Consider the following 18,418-nt stretch of genomic DNA (forward strand, 5'->3'; position numbering starts at 1 on the left):
ATGAAAAACAAATTCATTTTTTTTGCATTAACTATCCTCTTTTTCTCTTGCGAAACTATCGTTGACGAAGTTGACTTAAGCCAGTTTCCTGAATTACGAGAAAAAATAGTCGTTACTTCTTTTATTGGCCCCTCAAACGATGGCATAATAGTTAGAGTAAGTAAATCTGTTCCGATTTTAGGAGATGTTAAAATAGAATACCAGACAGTCTACAATGAAAACATTCAGGACTCCATAGTAATTTTGAAAGACACAAAAGTTATTGAAGATGCGGAAGTTTACCTGATTGAAGGAAGAAGTAAAGCACGTTTAAATTATGATAAAGAGAAATTTTACTATACTATTCCAAACTTAAATATTTTCCCAGGACTAACGTATACTTTGGTGGTTAAGGCTTTAGGGCAAACTGTAGAAGCAAGTACAACTGTACCTTTAAATACTGTTTCGATAAATAATTTTACAATTAAAAATTACTTTGAGATTACAAATTCATTTTTTGGAAAAGATACTGCTCAAGGATATACGATAAATTTCGATTGGAAAGATTTTGGTAATGAAACTAACTACTATAAAGTTTGGGGAGAACTAAGGTACGATTCAGAGATTCCAACTGGAACGAAAGATAGTATAGTTTACAAAAGAAGAAGAGGCTTTGGATATTTAGACCTAAATAATGATTTTTCGGGCGACAGTAGGTATTTCAATGATGAAGAGAGAAATGGTGGGGAAATAAAAATAACAAATGCAAGGCTCCTTTTCAGTAGATCGTATTCCTGTTTTGGAGACAATTTTAGGTCGGATTGCTTTCCTCATAGGATTATCCTAGATTCAGATAAGGAATTTACAATTGAAGTCGCAAATATTACAAAAGAGCTTTATGACTACCAGAACTCACTGAGAAGTTTTAATCAAAACTCAAACAATCCATTTTCAGAACCAAGTCCTGTTTATTCAAACATAAAAAATGGGTTAGGAATATTTGCTTCCTATAATGCCAGCCAAATCAAACAAAAGTTGAATTAAGCACAAATAGTTTTTTTGGAAAGAGAAGGAATCGATAAATTTTGTATTTTTGAAACAAAAAATCATTGAATGAAACTCTTCTCAACAGAAACCTATAAAAACCGTAGAAATCAACTCAAAAAAACTTTAGGAAATGGCCAAATATTGTTCTTAGGCAATAATGAGGCACCTATGAATTATACTGACAACACCTATAGGTTTCGTCAAGATAGTTCATTTTTGTATTTTTTCGGAATAAACCTCCCTGGATTGAGTGCTTTGATAGATATAGACAAAGACGAAGAAACCATTTTTGGTCATGAATATACGATTGAAGATATTATCTGGATTGGCAGTCAGAAGACACTGAGAAGTTTAGCGGAAGCTGTGGGAATAAATTCCACAAAATCGCCCTCGGAATTAAAAAATGCTATCAATGTAAATGCTTTAAAATATTTACCTCCTTATAGATTTGAAAACAAGTTGTTTCTAGCCGAATTGCTAAATATTTCTCCTTCTTCATTAAACCCTTCCATTGACTTAATAAAAGCAGTAATCGCTCAAAGAGAATTAAAGTCGGAGGAGGAAATAGAGCAAATGACAATAGCGGTAAATATTACAAGAGAGATGCACATCTCTGCTATGAAAGCCGTAAAACCCAATATGATGGAGTATGAGGTAGTAGCCAAAATAATGGAAACTATGCATAGCCACCATGCCGAACTATCCTATCCTGTAATTTTTAGTGTGAACGGCCAAACTCTTCATAATCACTATCATGGCAACAAAATGTTGGCAGGGCAAATTGCTATAAATGACTCTGGATGTGAAAATGACATGATGTATGCTGGTGATATCACCCGCACGATTCCAGTCTCGGGCAAATTCACCTCAAAACAAAAAGAAATTTACGATACCGTTTTAGAAATGGAAGTTGATTCCATTTCAAGTCTAAAAGCTGGTCTTGCTTATAGAGATGTTCATATTTCTGCAAATAGAATACTTTTGAATAATCTAAAAAGTATTGGATTGGTAAATGGCGACATAGAGGAAATGTTAAATCAAGGCGTTGGGGGTTTATTTATGCCACATGGACTTGGACACCAAATAGGCTTAGATGTGCATGACATGGAAGATTTGGGCGAAAATTATGTGGGTTATGCCGAAGGCCAAGAAAGAAGTACAAAGTTAGGGCTTAAATCTTTAAGAATGGCCAAGAAACTTGAGGCGGGTCACGTAATTACTGTTGAGCCAGGCTGTTATTTTATACCCGAATTAATCCAAAAATATAAATCTGAAGGAATTTTCACAGAATTCGTAAACTACTCTAAACTCGAAGAATATTACGATTTTGGAGGAATCAGAATAGAAGACAATGTTTTGATAACTGAAAATGGATATCAAATTTTAGGTGAATCTATCCCAAAGACTGCGGAGGAAGTGGAAGAAGTTATGAATTTATAACAAATTTCTAAGCAGTCAGACAAAAAGGGAGTGGTCAGACGCGAGTCGGACCTGTTTAAGTGGATTGTAAAATAATGGAACAAACTGTGGTCAGACCCAGCGGACCTGTTTAAGTAGATTGTAAAAAAAAATGAAACAAATTGCGGTCAGACGATAGTCGGACCTGTAAAATACCAGAATTGAAAATAAAAACTGCGGTCAGAAGCAATCGGACCTGTAAAAGACCAGAATTGGAAATTATAAATGTGGTCAGACGCAGTCGGACCTGTAAAAGACCACAATTAAGCAATAACAGGATATTAGCAAAACCAATAAAGTAACTCAAATAAAGAAGCCTAATTTTAACCTAAACTAAAACCAGATATTAGCAGCAAACTCCGATCAGACGATAGTGGGACCTGTAAATGAATAAAATTGAAAATAAATTTTACACACAGAATCAATCTTTTATCTCATTCATAAATATTAATTCTTATAATTTCAAAAAGCAGGTTCCATCCAAAAAAACTATTCCTTCAAATACAAAATATCATCATATCCATTCCCAATATCATTCAAATCCTCAATAGAAATTTGAAAAATCTCTTTACATAAATCAAAATCACAAAGTTTCCCGTTCCTTTTACCAATCATATCAAGGAAAGAACTATATTCCCATTCATTCAAATTCGAAACCATTTTGGCCTCCAAAGGATTAGAAAACACATATTTTATTACATTTTTTGGGTACATTGGGTCGCCATTATCTACTAAACTAAATTGTGTTTTCTGTCGAAACAATGAACCTGTTCGATGATATTTAATGTTGATTTCTTTTGCAAATTCACTTAAAAGCAGCCTAAAACTATTCGTAATTCTGATTAAGTCAATATTCCCAATTTTAATATTTTGAAGGCTTTTTTCATTTGTTTGAATCAAAAAATGAAAATGATTTGGCATTAAACAATAAGCCAATAAATCGCAATTTGGCTTTACTAATGCTTTAGTTTTTTCTAGAAACCTAAGGTAATCATTTCTTTCAAAGAATATCTTTTGACGATTATTCCCTTGATTATAAACATGATAAATGGAGTTTTTATAAAATTGCATGTTTTTTTTTGCTAAAATTATAAAATATGAAACTACTTTTTATTCATTTTTGAAAAATTATTGAATTCATAGTTTATATTTTATTACTACATAAAATATAGATGACTAATTATACGCTACTTGAGTATTTGCAAATGGTTTAGTTTTTACTTTGTGTTTTTCAGGTCTAGCTGAACGCAATCTTCAAAAATGCTTTAGTTTATTCTTTGTTTATTTCAGGTCCGACTATCGTCTGACCGCACAAATAGTTATATTTTGTGTTTATTCGTCCTAATGCATGACAAAAAACTTTCTTTTCATTGTTTAATCTTTGAAATGACATTTCATAATGTTTTGATAATAGAAAATGGCTATCAAATTTTGGGTGAATCTATTCCAAAGACTATTAAGGAAGTGGAAAAAGTCATGAGTTAGAACTTACATCCTTAAACTGTTGCTCTTTTATTTTTTCCTGAAGCTTGATTATGCCACCCAATAATGCCTCAGGTCTTGGTGGACAACCAGGAACATAGACATCTACTGGAATGATTCTGTCTACGCCTTTAACTACATGATAGCCATGTTCCCAATAAGGCCCCCCGCAGTTTGAGCAGCTACCCATAGAGATTACATATTTTGGGTCGGCCATTTGTTCGTATAGTCTCTTAATTCTATCTGCCATTTTGAAAGTAACAGTGCCTGAAATAATCATTAAATCTGCTTGGCGAGGGGAGTTTCTTGGAAAAATACCGAATCTTTCGAGATCATAATTTGAAGCAAAAGTAGACATCATTTCGATAGCACAGCAAGCTAGTCCAAAGCCTAAGGGCCAAAGTGAATTAGCTCTTGCCCAGTTGGTTATCTCGTCTATGGAAGTTAGAATCACTTCACTTTCTCCATTTTTCTCACGATGATGTGCTTCTAAGCTTTCTAAATTCATGCGTATTTTTCGTTAATATCTTTATACAATTCTTTAGGAACTGGAGATTTGAAATTAGTTTCTTCTTGGCTTGGTTTTATCCAATCTAAATGACCCTTTTTCCATGCGTAAACTAAACCCAATGCCAACACAAAAACAAAAATAAACATTTCTATTCCGGCATATATTGCCCAAACGCCTTTTGTATCATCAAAAAGTGCCTTGTCTCCAAAAACAGAAGCCCAAGGAAATAACAATACCAATTCCACATCAAAAAGAATAAAAATTAGAGCGACAATATAAAATCTCAAATTAAAAGAAACGTGTGCGGTACCTTCAGTTTCTTCACCAGATTCATAAATTGCATTTTTCTCTGGATTTGGTCTTGATGGCCTGAGAATTCTCGCAATGCCAAGTACTAAAAGCACAAGGAAAATTCCCGCAATCATAAATAATAAAACAAACCCAAATTGACTTACCATCTTTTCTTTTTAGAAATATTTATTTAAATATTGGTCTTAATATTTCTTAAACATTCAAATATTGCAACCAGTTCTGATAGGCAGCAGCGTATTCATCTTTCATACTACTATTAGGTTCAATGGTTTTTAACAGTTCCAAGCCATCCATAGCTTCTTTAATATTTGCATATACTCCTGCTCCTACTCCACCACCAAGAGCTGCACCTTTTGCTCCATTGGTATCGTACAGTTCCACAGGCACTTGCGTTACATTTACCATGGTTTCAGCAAAAACCTCACTCAAAAACATATTGGCATTACCCGCTCTAATTATATTGGGCACAACACCTAGGTTTTTCATAATATCAAAGCCATATTTCATAGAAAAAACAATACCTTCTTGACCTGCCCTAAACAAATGCGACTGATTATGAATATTAAAATCTAAACCTAATACTTGTCCGCCATATAATTTGTTTTGCAGCATTCTTTCAGAACCATTTCCAAAAGGCATCATCACCAATCCATTCGACCCTATGGCTATTTCAGCAGCTTTATTATTCATTTCTTGGTAAGAAATCCCACCGCCCATATTGTCTTTCAGCCATCTATTTAAGATTCCTGTTCCATTTATGCAAAGTAATATTCCGATTCTATTTAGGCTGTCAACACCATGATTTACATGGGCAAAAGAATTAATTCTAGACTGCGGATCGTAAGCTACTTGGTCACTTATTGCATAAACAACACCTGAAGTACCTGCCGTAGCAGCTATTTCACCAGGGTTTACAACATTTAATGAAAGTGCATTATTAGGCTGATCACCAGCTTTATAAGAAATTGGTACGCCCGAATTTATTCCTAAACTATTAGCAACTGCCGGCAACACTTCACCATGATTTGAGAATACAGGTTTAATATTTGGAATCAAAGAAGGAGAAAAACCAAAGACTTTTAGGATTTCCTCAGAAACACAATTGTTTTTAAAATCCCAAAATATACCTTCTGAAAGTCCTGAATTGGTTGCTGTAGCTTCTCCTGTCATTTTCATGGCTATGAAATCTCCCGGCAACATTATTTTATCGCATTTTGCAAATACTTCAGGCTCATATTTTTTTACCCAAGCCAACTTGGCAGCGGTAAAATTTCCTGGAGAGTTTAACAAATGACTTAGAGCATTATCAGAACCTATTTTTTCAAAAGCATCATTTCCTTGATTTACGGCACGGCTATCACACCAAATAATCGATGGCCTCAAAACTTTTTGATCTTTATCTACCATTACCAAACCATGCATTTGGTAAGAAATACCAATGGAAGCTATTTTTTGAGCATCAAATTTTCCAGAAGCCACAACTCTTTTTATAGCTTCTTGAGTATGTGCCCACCACAACTCCGGATCTTGCTCTGCCCAACCTTTTTGAGGAGACGAAATTTCCACTTCTACATCTGGATATTGTGCAGAAGCGATTTCTTTTTGTGTGGAAGCATCTACAACAGATACTTTAATAGACGAAGTACCAAGATCAAGACCTAATAAATACATTTTTTGAAAGAATAAATTTTTATTGAATAAATAATTGGCAAAGATAATTACTCAGGAAATCCAGATGAATCTAATCCTGGAATAATTTTCAAAGCATTTTTGTAATAAACCTTTTTCAAAACATCATCAGAAAGTCCTATGCCATACATGGGCCAGAAAGCATGATATTTTTTATGATATTGAAAATACTCGTCTTGAGTTTCCAAAACTCTGAAATATGTAGAATATTCAGAAGGCACCCATGAGTCTTTTCCAAACAATATCCTGTCTTGATTTTTAGTAAAAAACTTATTAGCTGTATGAGGTTGACGTCCCAATTCTGCTATCACCGCCCCAATTTCCACATACATATTTGGCATAGCAGTTAGTAAACTATCTAGTTTCTTCAAGTCATTTGGATACCATCCCATGTGAGCGGCTATAAACTTTGTATTTTTATGCTTGCTAATAATATGATGCTGCTGCTCAATAATTTGCTCAAAACTAAAATCCCCTTTGTCTACATCTTTTTTACGGCCAGGATGGGTTTTTAGTTCTAGCCAACGCTCGTTAAATTGATTCAAAGGCTGCCAAAAAGAAGCGGGATCTCCAGAGTGAATCAAAACTGGAATGCCTAATTCCCCAGCCTTTGCCCATACAGCATCGATTCGAGAATCATCAATAGGCACTAAAGAGCCATCAGTATTTTTAACACTAAAACCTAGGTTTTTGTAAATTTTCAAACCCTTAGCTCCTCTGATTTTGACATCATCTTCAAGAAGTTTAGCAGCTTTTTCTGACCATCCTTTTTCATTTATTGTATTAAAATCCACATTGGTAAACGTTGCAAATCTACCAGGATAAAGGTTGGCATTTTTAATATTGTCAACCAAAGCCATCGTTGATTTATCTAGGTCTCTGTTCCAACTTCTTCCGCTGAGGTTGACCATTGTACGCAAATTCAAGGCGTCCATGTCTGGCAGTAATTTGTCCACATTATCTCTAGATTCACCCATGGCAAACTGATGATTATGCACATCAATAAATGGAAACTTCGCTCTCGTTTTTGGATTTTGAGGTACTACAAGGGTAGACTTTGGGTCATATTCTTCAAAAGAAACCGATCCGTTATTATCTCCGATAGTAATTTGTTGTGAAAAAACACTTGATGATATTGCAATTCCGATGCTCAATAAGGCTATTTTCTTCATAATTATGGTTGAAATTTTGGGTAAAGATAGGAAAATAAAAAATAAATCGGGTTAAGAAATATTCTTTTGAAGACCCATCCTTAAAAAAGCACAATTATAAATCATATAACATAAAAAAAGGGGCAAAAGCCCCATAAATATAATTTCTGAAATTTTACCTTAAGCTCGCATTTATTCCATCCAAAACCACACTTCCAGGACACAATTCCTTCTCAGTCAAAGTATTTAAAGGTGTTTTAACAGTACCTATTAAATCATTAAGTTCGATACTGTTATTGTCCAAATAAAGCAAACCTGTCAGTATTTCATCCTTTTGTCGAGCTACTTGTAAGGCATTGATAATAGATAGTTTATCTTCTGGATTCCATTCTGGATGAAGTTTATTTAGTTTTATATAAGTGCCGTCATGCATTTCTACAAATTTCACTTCGATATCATCATATTTGGTCACAATCTCTTCCTTTACAGGTACAAAATCAAGAGTCGAAAGAGCTTCATTATGCTCCCGAACATAGTCGTAAGATTTTGTCGAACCTAGATTATTATTGAAAGTTACACAAGGCGAAATTACATTAATAAATGAAAATCCTGAATGTGATAATGCCGCTTTTATCAAAGGAATCAATTGATTTTTGTCTCCACTAAAACTTTGGGCTACATAAGTTGCTCCTAATTCAATGGCAATAGCACATAAATCTATACCTTCGAAATTATTAACATGGCCAGATTTTGACTTAGAACCATGATCGGCAGTGGCTGAATCTTGGCCTTTTGTAAGACCATAGCAACCATTATTCATCACTATATAAGTCATATTCAGATTTCTACGAATCACATGTGCGAATTGCCCAAAACCAATTGAAGCCGAATCGCCATCACCTGATACACCTAAATATACCATGTCTCTGTTGGCTAAATTTGCACCAGTCGCCACAGATGGCATACGCCCATGTACAGAATTGAAGCCATGAGAGTTATTCAAAAAATAAGCAGGCGTTTTGGACGAACAGCCAATTCCTGATAGTTTGGCAACTTTATGCGGCTCTATGGCTAATTCAAAACAAGCGTCAGTAATGGCAGCAGATATAGAATCATGGCCACAACCGGCACAAAGTGTTGAAAGTGAGCCTTCATATTCTTTTCTTGTAAAACCCAGCTCGTTTTTAGGAGCCCTTGGATGTTCGAATTTTGGTTTTATATATGACATTTTCTTAGATACTTTGTAATTGCATTGATAAAATAGGTTCAGTGATCAAATCAGCCGTAATTGGCGTACCGTCGAAATTGAGAACTCTAATCAATTTTTTCGGATTAATCTCTAACTCATTGATTAGCAAAGTTCTCATTTGAGCATCACGGTTTTGTTCAATTACAAAAACCTGCGTATGATATTCAATAAAGTCTGCTACCTCTTGCGGAAACGGAAAGGCTTTCAGACGCATCGCATCTACTTTAATTCCTTTTTCTTTTAAAATATCCATAGCTTCTTCAGCCGCATACTTTGAAGTACCATAAAATATTATTCCAACTTCTGACTCATTACTCTCCTGATAAAATTCCGGAGAAGGAATTATCGATTTTGCCGTTTCAAGTTTCTTAACCAATCGATTCATAATCCTAACATAAGTATCTGAATCTTCGGAATAAGCCGCTTTTTCATCATGCGACGAACCTCTTGTGAAATACGCTCCTTTGCTTGGGTGAGTGCCTGGAATAGTTCTATAAGGTATTCCATCGCCATCTACATCTTTGTATCTCCCCCACTCTTTTGCTTCATTAAGTTGTACAGCATTAAGTACTTTTCCGCGATTGTACTTCCGATTATCATCCCAATGAAAAGGAGGTGTCATGTGTTCGTTCATACCCAAATCCAAATCCGTCATCATTAATACTGGTGTTTGTAAATGCTCGGCATAGTCAAAAGCATCAGCCATCATATCAAAACATTCAGTTGGTGTAGAAGGCAAAAGCAAAACATGTTTGGTATCTCCATGAGAAGCATAAGCAGCCATCAGAATATCAGATTGTTGAGTCCTAGTGGGCATACCTGTAGATGGCCCAGAACGCTGAACATCAACCAAAACTACCGGAATTTCAGAATAATAAGCCAAACCCAAAAACTCATTCATCAAAGACAAACCAGGACCACTTGTTGCTGTAAAAGCTCGTGCTCCATTCCAATTGGCTCCTATGGCCATGCCTATTGCTGACAATTCATCTTCAGATTGAACAACAGAAAAATTATTTTTACCCGTTTCTGGGTCTTTCCTGAGTTTTCCTGCATATTTCTCAAAAGCTCCTACTAAAGAAGTCGAAGGTGTAATAGGATACCAAGAAACTACAGACGCACCTCCATAAACCGCCCCAAGTCCTGCAGCGGAATTGCCATCTATTAAAATCCAATCCTTTACCAAATCTCTGGACTCCACTCTAAAATCTAACGGAAAACTATAATTTTCTAAAATATAATCTCCTCCAAGTTTCAAAGCCTTTACATTTGGAATTATCAGTTTTTCTTTTCCTTGAAATTGTTCAGAAAGTAAAGTTTCTATAACTTCAAAGCTGATATCTAACAACTTAGCTAAAGCTCCAACATAAACAATATTTTTAAACAATTGCTTTTGACGAGGATCTGTAAATTCCCTATTGCAAATATCCATCAGTGGAATTCCTATGAAATTTATGTCCTCTCTCAAAAACTCATCATAAAGTTTTTTGGTAGAATCATAGACAAAATATCCTCCAGGTTTTACGCTATCGATATCTTTTTTCATGCTTTGGGGATTGACACTCACCATGATATCAATGCCATGTTTTCTACCCAAATATCCTTTTTCACTTACCCTAACTTCATACCAAGTCGGTAGTCCTTGAATATTAGATGGGAAAATATTTTTAGCTGAAACTGGAACACCCATTCTAAAGATGGCCTTGGCAAAAAGCGAATTGGCACTTGCGGATCCGGTTCCGTTTACATTCGCAAATCTTACAACGAAATCATTAATACTACTCATTTTCTTTATTAGCAACCTGCTTTCGCAGTATTATACATAAATTTTTGCATGTCCCATGCCGCTGTCGGACAACGCTCAGCACATAATCCACAGTGTAAACAGACATCTTCGTCTTTCACCATTACTTTTCCAGTTTTTAAAACATCAGAAACTAGCAAGTCTTGGTCTTGATTCATGGCAGGTATCAAAAGTTTGGCTCGAAGGTCTTGTTCATCCTCGTTTTCGGTAAAATTGATACATTGCGTAGGACAAACGTCCATGCAGGCATCACATTCTATACATTTATCTTCTGTAAAGACTGTTTGTACGTCACAATTAAGGCATCTTTCGGCCTCTTTAAAGGCCGTTTTTAGGTCAAAACCTAATTCCACCTCTTTCTTCCTATCTGCAAGCGTAATCTTCTTATCTGCTTGTGGAACCACAAAACGAATATCGTTTGAGACACCATTGTCATAACTCCACTCATGAATACCCATTTTGGTACTAATCAAGGTAACACCAGGGCCAGGTCTTTCATTGATATCTTTAGAGTGACAATATAAGTCAATAGAAATAGCCGCCTGATGACCTTGTGCCACAGCAGTTATTACATTTTTAGGACCTAAAGCAGCATCTCCTCCAAAAAATACGCCTTCTCTTGTCGATGCAAATGTCGTTTCATTTACAACAGGCATATCCCATTCATCAAATTCGACACCTAAATCTTTCTCTATCCACTCAAATCTATTCTCTTGACCAATCGCTATAATCACATCGTCTGCTTCAATAAATACATCGGGTTCACCTGTAGGCACCAATTTGCGTTTGCCTTTTTCGTCATATTCAGCTTTTACTTTTTCGAAAAACATGCCTTTTAATTTCCCGTTTTCTGAAATGAAAGATTTAGGAACGTGATTCTCTAAAATCGGAATATCTTCATGCATCGCATCTTCTTTCTCCCAAGGCGATGCTTTCATTTCTTTGAATGGACTTCTTACCAATACCTTAACCTCTTCTCCTCCCAACCTTCGAGAGGTTCGGCAACAATCCATGGCGGTATTTCCACCTCCTAAAACCAATACGCGTTTGCCTATTTTATTAGTATGTTCGAAAGCCACATTGGCTAACCATTGGATACCAATATGAATATTTTCTTTTGCATCCCATCTACCGGGTAAATTTGGAAGATCTTTGCCTTTTGGAGCTCCAGTGGCTACAAAAACTGCATCGTAAGCTTCATCCACTATGCTTTTCAGACTGGTTACATATTGGTTAAAATGTTTAATTACATCCATATCCAATATCACGTTTACCTCTTGATCAAGCACCGAATCAGGTAAACGGAACGACGGAATTTGGCTACGCATCATACCGCCACCTTTGCCTTGGTCATCGTAAATATGTAATTCGTAACCAAGTGGAGCCAAATCTCTAGCTACTGTCAAGCCTGCTGGACCAGCACCAATTATGGCGATTTTTTTTCCATTTTTGGTTTTTGGAATCTCGGGTAAATATTGCTGAATATCATCCTTAAAGTCAGAAGCAACACGTTTTAATCTGCAAATGGCCACTGGCTCTTCTTCTATTCTTCCTCTTCTGCACGCAGGTTCACACGGTCTGTCACATGTACGACCAAGGATTCCAGGAAATACATTCGACTCCCAGTTGACCATATAGGCCTCTGTGTATTTTCCAGCAGCAATTAAACGAATATAATGAGGAACAGGCGTATGTGCAGGACAAGCATATTGGCAATCAACGACCTTGTGAAAATATTCAGGATCTTTATAATTTGTGGGCTTCATATATGCCTCTTATTTATATTGATATTTTTATAAAAAATTGAAATAATCGAATTCAAATATATATTGTTACACTTTCATACAAAAGAAAAATCTGCCTTTTAATTGTGATAAAATGAAAATAAATCTTATTTAGAATTGTTTCAAATAATTGAATAATACTAATCCATTTTCCTTTGATATTTTTTTGAAATTTATTGAAGAAAAAAAAGTAAAAACTTAGATGCAAGTCTTTAATAAACAAGGATTTAAAACAAGAATAATTAAAAACAAAAAAGGAAATTTGAAAAAATATGAGGAAGTCTATTTTTATTAGTAATGAAAAATTGTATCGAAAAAAGCAAGCTAAATACACATTAGCTTGCTTTTTTTAATATTAAACCAATTCCTCAGTATTTTTATGAACATGCTCCTCCACCAATTTTTTCTGGATTTCAAAAGAAACTGGGGCATATTCTGCAAAAGTCATTACATATCTTGCCCGACCTTGGGTGAGTCCTCTAAGGCCAGAAGAATAATCATGCATTTGAGAAAACGGCACTTTTGCGGATATTTTTTGAAAATGACCTTCGGTCTCTATTCCCTCTACTATCCCAAGCCTAATTTGCAAATCGCCCATAACTGCACCAACATAATCTACTGGACATAAAACCTCAATTTTATACAATGGTTCTAACAACTGTGGATGAGCGTCGTGAAACGCCTGTTTAAAAGCTTGTTGACCTGCAATTTTAAATGAAATATCATTTGAATCAACAGGGTGCATTTTTCCATCAAAAACACTAACTCTAATATCTCTTGCAAATGAACCAGTCAAAGGTCCATTTTGCATTTTTTCCATTACACCTTTTAAAATTGCGGGCAAAAATCTTGCGTCTATCGCACCTCCAACTATACAATTGAAAAACACCAATTTACCACCCCAATCTAGATCTATCTCCTCTCTTCCTCGTACATTTAGTCCTTTAGGTTCTGGCATGCCTTCATACCAAGGTTCAATCCTGATAGAAACTTCTCCAAACTGACCAGCACCACCGCTTTGTTTTTTATGCCTATAAATAGCTTCTGCTTGAGCTTGAATGGTTTCTCTATATGGAACTTTCGGAAACTCAGTTTGAATATCAAGCTTATGAATATTTTTTAATTTCCACTCTATAGTTCTTAGATGCAAATCACCTTGACAATGAAGTAGTGTTTGCTTAAGTTCAGAAGACACCTCAGTAGATAAAGAAGCATCTTCCTCTTTGAGAATATGTAATGCTTGGGCAAGTTTTTCTTCGTCACGAGGGTTTATTGTCGAAATCGCCAAAGTCATATTCGGAATGGGAAAATCAATTGGAGGAAATTCAATATTTACACCTTTTCCGTGAAGTGTATTGTTTACATGCGTTGATTTCAATTTTATTGTAGCACCAATATCTCCAGCCATAAGTTCGTCTACTTGTACTCTATTATGACCCTCAATAAGCAAAAGTTGATTGATTTTTTCTACAATTTCTGTGTTTTCATTTACCAATTCCATTCCAACAGAAATCTTTCCGCTGTACACTTTAAACAAACTCAACTCCCCAATATGTGGCTCTATGATGGTTTTAAATACAAAAATACAAGCCGGACCATTTTGCGAACATTTCAATTCTTTGCCAGAACTTGTTAAAATTGGTGGCATTTCGTTTGCAGAAGGACAAATATTATCAATATAACTCATGATTCTGCCCACACCGATATTTTGCTCGGCAGAAGCACAAAATACTGGAAACAAATCATGTTTAATCATTGACAAATGCAATCCTGTTTTCATTTCATCTTCTGTGAGTTCGCCGATTTCAAAATATTTCTCCATCAAACCTTCATCATTTGCAGCTATGGCTTCTACTAAGTCTCTATGCATTTCCTCAGCTTTTGCCTTTTCTGAGTCAGGAATAGCGTTTTTCTCTGGTTTCCCTGAGGAATAAGTGTACATCACCATATTGAGCACATCTATTATTTGTATTTCTCCTGTTGAAGTTTTAACTGGATATTGCACCGCTACTACATTCGGACCAAAATGAGTTTTGGCTTCCCCAAGAGTTTTTTCAAAATCCGCATTAGCTTTGTCTATTTGGTTTACAACAAAAATGGTCGGCGTTTTAAACTTTTCGGTATACTCCCAAATGATGTCTGTGCCAACTTCTACGCCCATCTCGGCATTTAAGAGTATGACGCCAGTTTCTGAAACACGAAGTGCAGAAATAACTTCACCAACAAAATCATCGTATCCAGGCGTATCAATAATGTTGATTTTGAAATCTCGCCAAGTAGTATGCATCAAAGATGAGAAAACGGAGCTTCCCCTTTGTTTTTCTAGTTCGTGGTAATCACTTACGGTGTTGTTTTGAACAATAGAACCTCTTCTAGTAATCGCTCCAGATTCGAAAAGCATACTCTCAGCAAATGTGGTTTTCCCACATCCAGAATGCCCCAACAGTGCGATATTTTTTACATGGTTTGTATCGAAAGTATTCATAAAAATGTACAGTTTTATGTCTAAAAAATATATACATAAAACTAAAAACATCATTAAACCAATAAAATACTATTGGTCATGTTTTATGCTGATAAAAGCTTTATGTTTGAGAAGATATAAAAAGAGAAGTTCGAGTTTAATTTTTTATCAAATCAATAAATTTTGATGCAAACACCTCAATATCAGCTTCCTCAAAAATGATTTGATCTTTTTTTAACAAAAATTTGACATAATGACCTTCAATATCGGCCACGTTAGATTGGAAGGGTTTGTTGCAGAGAATAAACTGATATTTTTTGTTGAAAATATCAAAGACAATCAAGGCTTCTTGGCGATGAAAATTGGGGAAACAATACAAAACCAGTGGTGTATCTAGCAAATCGTATTCTACATATCCTTTTACTAAACTAATATCAAAGAAGTTGTATTTCAGCAAGTTAGCCTTAAATCCTTTCTCTAATAAAATGATTTCTAAAGACTTTAATTTAGTTTGAATTAAATCTAATGGTTGGCAAAATTCAGAAAGAAATTTAATCGGCAACCATTTTTGTTCTCCAAAATCGAAAAAGTAAGTGGCATCTGAAGCAATTTTTAACTTGTAGTCAAACTGCTCATAGCCAGGAACAAAATAACCCGGGAAGAAATGCTCAAAGCCTTGATTTTTCAAAAAAAGGATTTTCTCTATCATCAACTGTTTTCCCAGACTAAATTTTCGATAATCTGGATCAAAAACATTTACTATACCTTCTGCATTTTTTTCACCCAAATCAAAAACCCCAAAGGCTATTAATTTATCGTCGTCAAAAATATTGATGTGATAAGAATCAAAAATATCGAAAATTGATTCTCCAAGAAGTAAATTTTGGAGTGAATTTGCAATCGAAAATTCCAAATTGTTACGATATCTGAAAAACAAATCTTCTTTTTCAGCAGTTATTTTTCCATTCGAAACCTCAACTCGAAACCTACTATTTTGTTTTAGTAATGCCTTTTGCTTCTTAGAAACTTGAAATTCATCTAGCTTGACTTTTAACCAAAGAGCGTTATAATATTGGTTATTAAATATTAAAAAATTTGTAGTAAAAATAGTTTGCTCCATCCTAAACCAACCTTTTTCAAGGTATTCGTCCAGTTCATGAGGGGAAACGCTTCGAACTCTATGTAAATCTGCTAGTTTCAAATGGGAATTCAACCTTTGTAGTGAGCGATAATTTCAGTATCGCCTTTCGCGAAATCCGGATTAAGAATTTCGTATTTATAATTTTGAATATCTAAAAAATCGCAAACCCAAGTGTGCAGCTCTGGACTATGCGTAGCCACTAACAAAATTGGATGTTTGGTTTCAATAATATTTTGACAACCTTTCAAAACACCAATTTCTCCTCCCTCTACATCAATTTTGATATAATCAGGTGAAGGCAATTTTCCTGTTTTAATCCAATTGTCAATATTTATCATGTCCAGCTCAATATTGCCAGTTTCGGAGACATGACCTGTGGCTGATCCAGCATTGGTATTAAACCTAACCTTACCTTCTTTATCTCCGACAGCATAAGGAAAAAGTTTAATATCATTTGCCCCATTTAATTCGGCATGTTTTTCAAAAAAAGCTCTATTTGATGGTCTAGGTTCGAAGGAAAAGATTTGTCCTTTGGATTGATTGATGTCTGAAGCCATTATCGAAAAATATCCAATATGGGCTCCTATATCGAAAAGCACCATTCCTTTTTGATAAGATTCTAGAAAAGCTTTGGTTTTATAAGGTTCAAAATCTCCGCGAATAAAAGATGACCCAGAAGTTGCAATCCATTTTTTCCCTTTTAAAGGCCCAGCTTTTATTTTTAAAGTAATTCCGCTGAAAAGGTTTTTGAAAAAATGTTTAAACTTCATAAATGGTTTATGTTTGATACACAAAAATAAATCAAAAAATAAGAGCTTCTCTAAAATTCATAAATTCTTTTCATAAAAAAAGGCGGCCAGTTACGGTCGCCTCCAATTCCTTTAAAATATTATTCAGTCTATCAAAAACCTAAAAAGCAAAAACAATACCGCAGAAAGTGTCATGGACACAGGTAATGTTAAAACCCATGCAATTGCTATATTTTTAATTGTGCCTGACTGTAAGTTCTTTATTCCTTTGGAAGCCACCATGGAGCCTGCTATACCTGATGAAAGCGTATGAGTAGTACTTACTGGTAGTTTAAAGCCTGAAGCCAAACCAATTGTAATTGCCGCAACAATTTCAGCAGAGGCACCTTGTGCATAAGTCAAGTGTGACTTTCCTATTTTTTCACCTACTGTAACTACTATTCTTTTCCAACCTATCATTGTACCTAGACCTAATGATAGAGAAATCAGCATAATTACCCAAAATGGAGCAAAATCAGTGGCTTTTCTTATTCCTTTTTCCTCTTTTACAGCTAAGACTGTCAATTGCTCTCTATCTTCTTGGCTCATACTTACACTTTCATCGTTCAATAGCTTTTTGGTATTGCTAGCTATTTTCAAAATAGCCCCCCTCAATTCCATTTTTGATGAAGTATCATTTGAAGATTGATTAACCACTGGCATTAAAAAAGCGATGTTCGATCTGATTTCACTGATATGTTTCTTTTCAGAAATACCTAAGGCAACAGTATCAATTTTAGAAACTATTTGTTCTATTTTCTGTAAATCGGGTTGGATTGTTTTCAACTCTTTGGCACTTGTGATGGCAAAATAAGAAGGTAAAATCCCAATAAGAATTAACATCATTAATCCTATTCCTTTTTGGCCATCGTTTCTCCCATGAAAAAAACTAACCAATCCACAGGTTGAAATCAAAGTTCCTCTTATCCAATTTGGTGGAGCTACATTTTTTTTAGGTTCTGAAAAAATCTGATTTCTAACATCCTTACTTACAGTTTTTCTCAAAATGAACATTAAAACCACCGCTAAAGTAAAACCTATCAAAGGTGCCATGATTAGGCCTGTAAAAATATCTTTTACTTTGTCCCAGTTTATGGCTGCGGCTCCTGTAGCATTTTCAGGCAAAAGTGCATACCCTAATCCAACACCCATAATAGCACCTATCAAAGTATGCGAACTCGAAGATGGCAAACCAAAATACCAAGTTCCAAAATTCCAGATAATAGCACTCAAGAGCATGGCCATAACCATCGAAACTGAATGATAAACGTTTTGGTCTATCAATAACTCAACTGGTAATAGATTGACAATGCTCATTCCAACGCCTACTCCACCAGTTATAACACCTATAAAATTCAAAAGTCCAGAGTAAACTACCGCCTGAGTAGGCTTAAGTGAGTTTGTATAAATAACAGTAGCTACTGCATTGGCAGTATCATGAAAACCATTGATAAACTCGAAAACGCAAGCCGCTAAAAGGGCAATAAACAGTAAAATGAAAATGTCAGTTTCTAAGCCAAACATAATGAAGATTTTATAATTTTTTGAAATTGTTCATA

General features: G+C 35.0%; 15 protein-coding genes. 2 read left to right on the forward strand and 13 right to left on the reverse strand.

The window, feature by feature from the left end:
- Both EGI22_RS06475 and EGI22_RS06480 read left to right on the forward strand, forming a co-directional pair.
- On the forward strand, window positions 1–1,023 hold the full coding sequence (locus tag EGI22_RS06475) for a DUF4249 domain-containing protein (protein WP_255067256.1): 1,023 nt from the start codon (window positions 1–3) through the stop codon (window positions 1,021–1,023).
- Window positions 1,024–1,092: 69 nt separating this feature from the next.
- The gene (locus EGI22_RS06480) at window positions 1,093–2,466 is read left to right on the forward strand and encodes an aminopeptidase P family protein (protein ID WP_255067258.1); all 1,374 of its coding nucleotides are present in this window, start codon (window positions 1,093–1,095) and stop codon (window positions 2,464–2,466) included.
- A gap of 507 nt (window positions 2,467–2,973) precedes the next feature.
- Here EGI22_RS06480 and EGI22_RS06485 read toward each other — a convergent pair.
- The 13 genes from EGI22_RS06485 to EGI22_RS06545 all read right to left on the reverse strand — a co-directional run bounded on the left by EGI22_RS06485 (window position 2,974) and on the right by EGI22_RS06545 (window position 18,383).
- Entirely contained in the window at window positions 2,974–3,555 is a 582-nt protein-coding gene (locus EGI22_RS06485; RefSeq protein WP_255067260.1) for a transposase, read from the reverse strand.
- 199 nt (window positions 3,556–3,754) lie between these two features.
- Window positions 3,755–3,877 (reverse strand): hypothetical protein, encoded by a 123-nt coding sequence (locus EGI22_RS06490; protein WP_255067261.1) that lies wholly within the window; start codon window positions 3,875–3,877, stop codon window positions 3,755–3,757.
- An 81-nt stretch (window positions 3,878–3,958) separates the two neighbouring features.
- The gene (locus EGI22_RS06495) at window positions 3,959–4,474 is read right to left on the reverse strand and encodes an NADH-quinone oxidoreductase subunit B (protein ID WP_255067262.1); all 516 of its coding nucleotides are present in this window, start codon (window positions 4,472–4,474) and stop codon (window positions 3,959–3,961) included.
- A complete protein-coding gene (locus tag EGI22_RS06500; RefSeq protein ID WP_255067263.1) occupies window positions 4,471–4,935 on the reverse strand; it encodes an NADH-quinone oxidoreductase subunit A in 465 nt (154 codons plus the stop codon). Before EGI22_RS06500 ends, EGI22_RS06495 begins: the two co-directional genes overlap by 4 nt.
- A gap of 46 nt (window positions 4,936–4,981) precedes the next feature.
- Window positions 4,982–6,460, reverse strand: a complete 1,479-nt coding sequence (locus EGI22_RS06505) for a xylulokinase (protein WP_255067264.1) — start codon at window positions 6,458–6,460, stop codon at window positions 4,982–4,984.
- Window positions 6,461–6,507: 47 nt separating this feature from the next.
- Window positions 6,508–7,650 (reverse strand): amidohydrolase family protein, encoded by a 1,143-nt coding sequence (locus tag EGI22_RS06510; protein ID WP_255067269.1) that lies wholly within the window; start codon window positions 7,648–7,650, stop codon window positions 6,508–6,510.
- 154 nt (window positions 7,651–7,804) lie between these two features.
- Window positions 7,805–8,857 carry a 2-oxoacid:ferredoxin oxidoreductase subunit beta gene (locus EGI22_RS06515; RefSeq protein WP_255067270.1) on the reverse strand — a complete coding sequence of 351 codons (1,053 nt, stop codon included), beginning with the start codon at window positions 8,855–8,857 and terminating at the stop codon, window positions 7,805–7,807.
- 4 nt (window positions 8,858–8,861) lie between these two features.
- A complete protein-coding gene (locus tag EGI22_RS06520) occupies window positions 8,862–10,664 on the reverse strand; it encodes a 2-oxoacid:acceptor oxidoreductase subunit alpha (protein ID WP_255067271.1) in 1,803 nt (600 codons plus the stop codon).
- An 8-nt stretch (window positions 10,665–10,672) separates the two neighbouring features.
- Window positions 10,673–12,448, reverse strand: a complete 1,776-nt coding sequence (locus tag EGI22_RS06525; RefSeq protein ID WP_255067272.1) for an FAD-dependent oxidoreductase — start codon at window positions 12,446–12,448, stop codon at window positions 10,673–10,675.
- A gap of 373 nt (window positions 12,449–12,821) precedes the next feature.
- Window positions 12,822–14,951, reverse strand: coding sequence for a translation factor GTPase family protein (locus tag EGI22_RS06530; protein WP_255067273.1), 2,130 nt, complete (start codon window positions 14,949–14,951; stop codon window positions 12,822–12,824).
- Between the two features lie 136 nt (window positions 14,952–15,087).
- Entirely contained in the window at window positions 15,088–16,131 is a 1,044-nt protein-coding gene (locus EGI22_RS06535) for a hypothetical protein (protein ID WP_255067274.1), read from the reverse strand.
- Between the two features lie 8 nt (window positions 16,132–16,139).
- Window positions 16,140–16,841: an FkbM family methyltransferase gene (locus tag EGI22_RS06540; RefSeq protein ID WP_255067275.1), complete on the reverse strand. Its 702-nt coding sequence runs from the start codon at window positions 16,839–16,841 to the stop codon at window positions 16,140–16,142.
- 123 nt (window positions 16,842–16,964) lie between these two features.
- Window positions 16,965–18,383, reverse strand: a complete 1,419-nt coding sequence (locus tag EGI22_RS06545; RefSeq protein WP_255067278.1) for an inorganic phosphate transporter — start codon at window positions 18,381–18,383, stop codon at window positions 16,965–16,967.
- Window positions 18,384–18,418 lie beyond the last annotated feature (35 nt).

The sequence above is a fragment of the Lacihabitans sp. LS3-19 genome, from assembly GCF_024343575.1.
In the GTDB taxonomy this organism is placed as follows: Bacteria; Bacteroidota; Bacteroidia; order Cytophagales; family Spirosomataceae; genus Leadbetterella.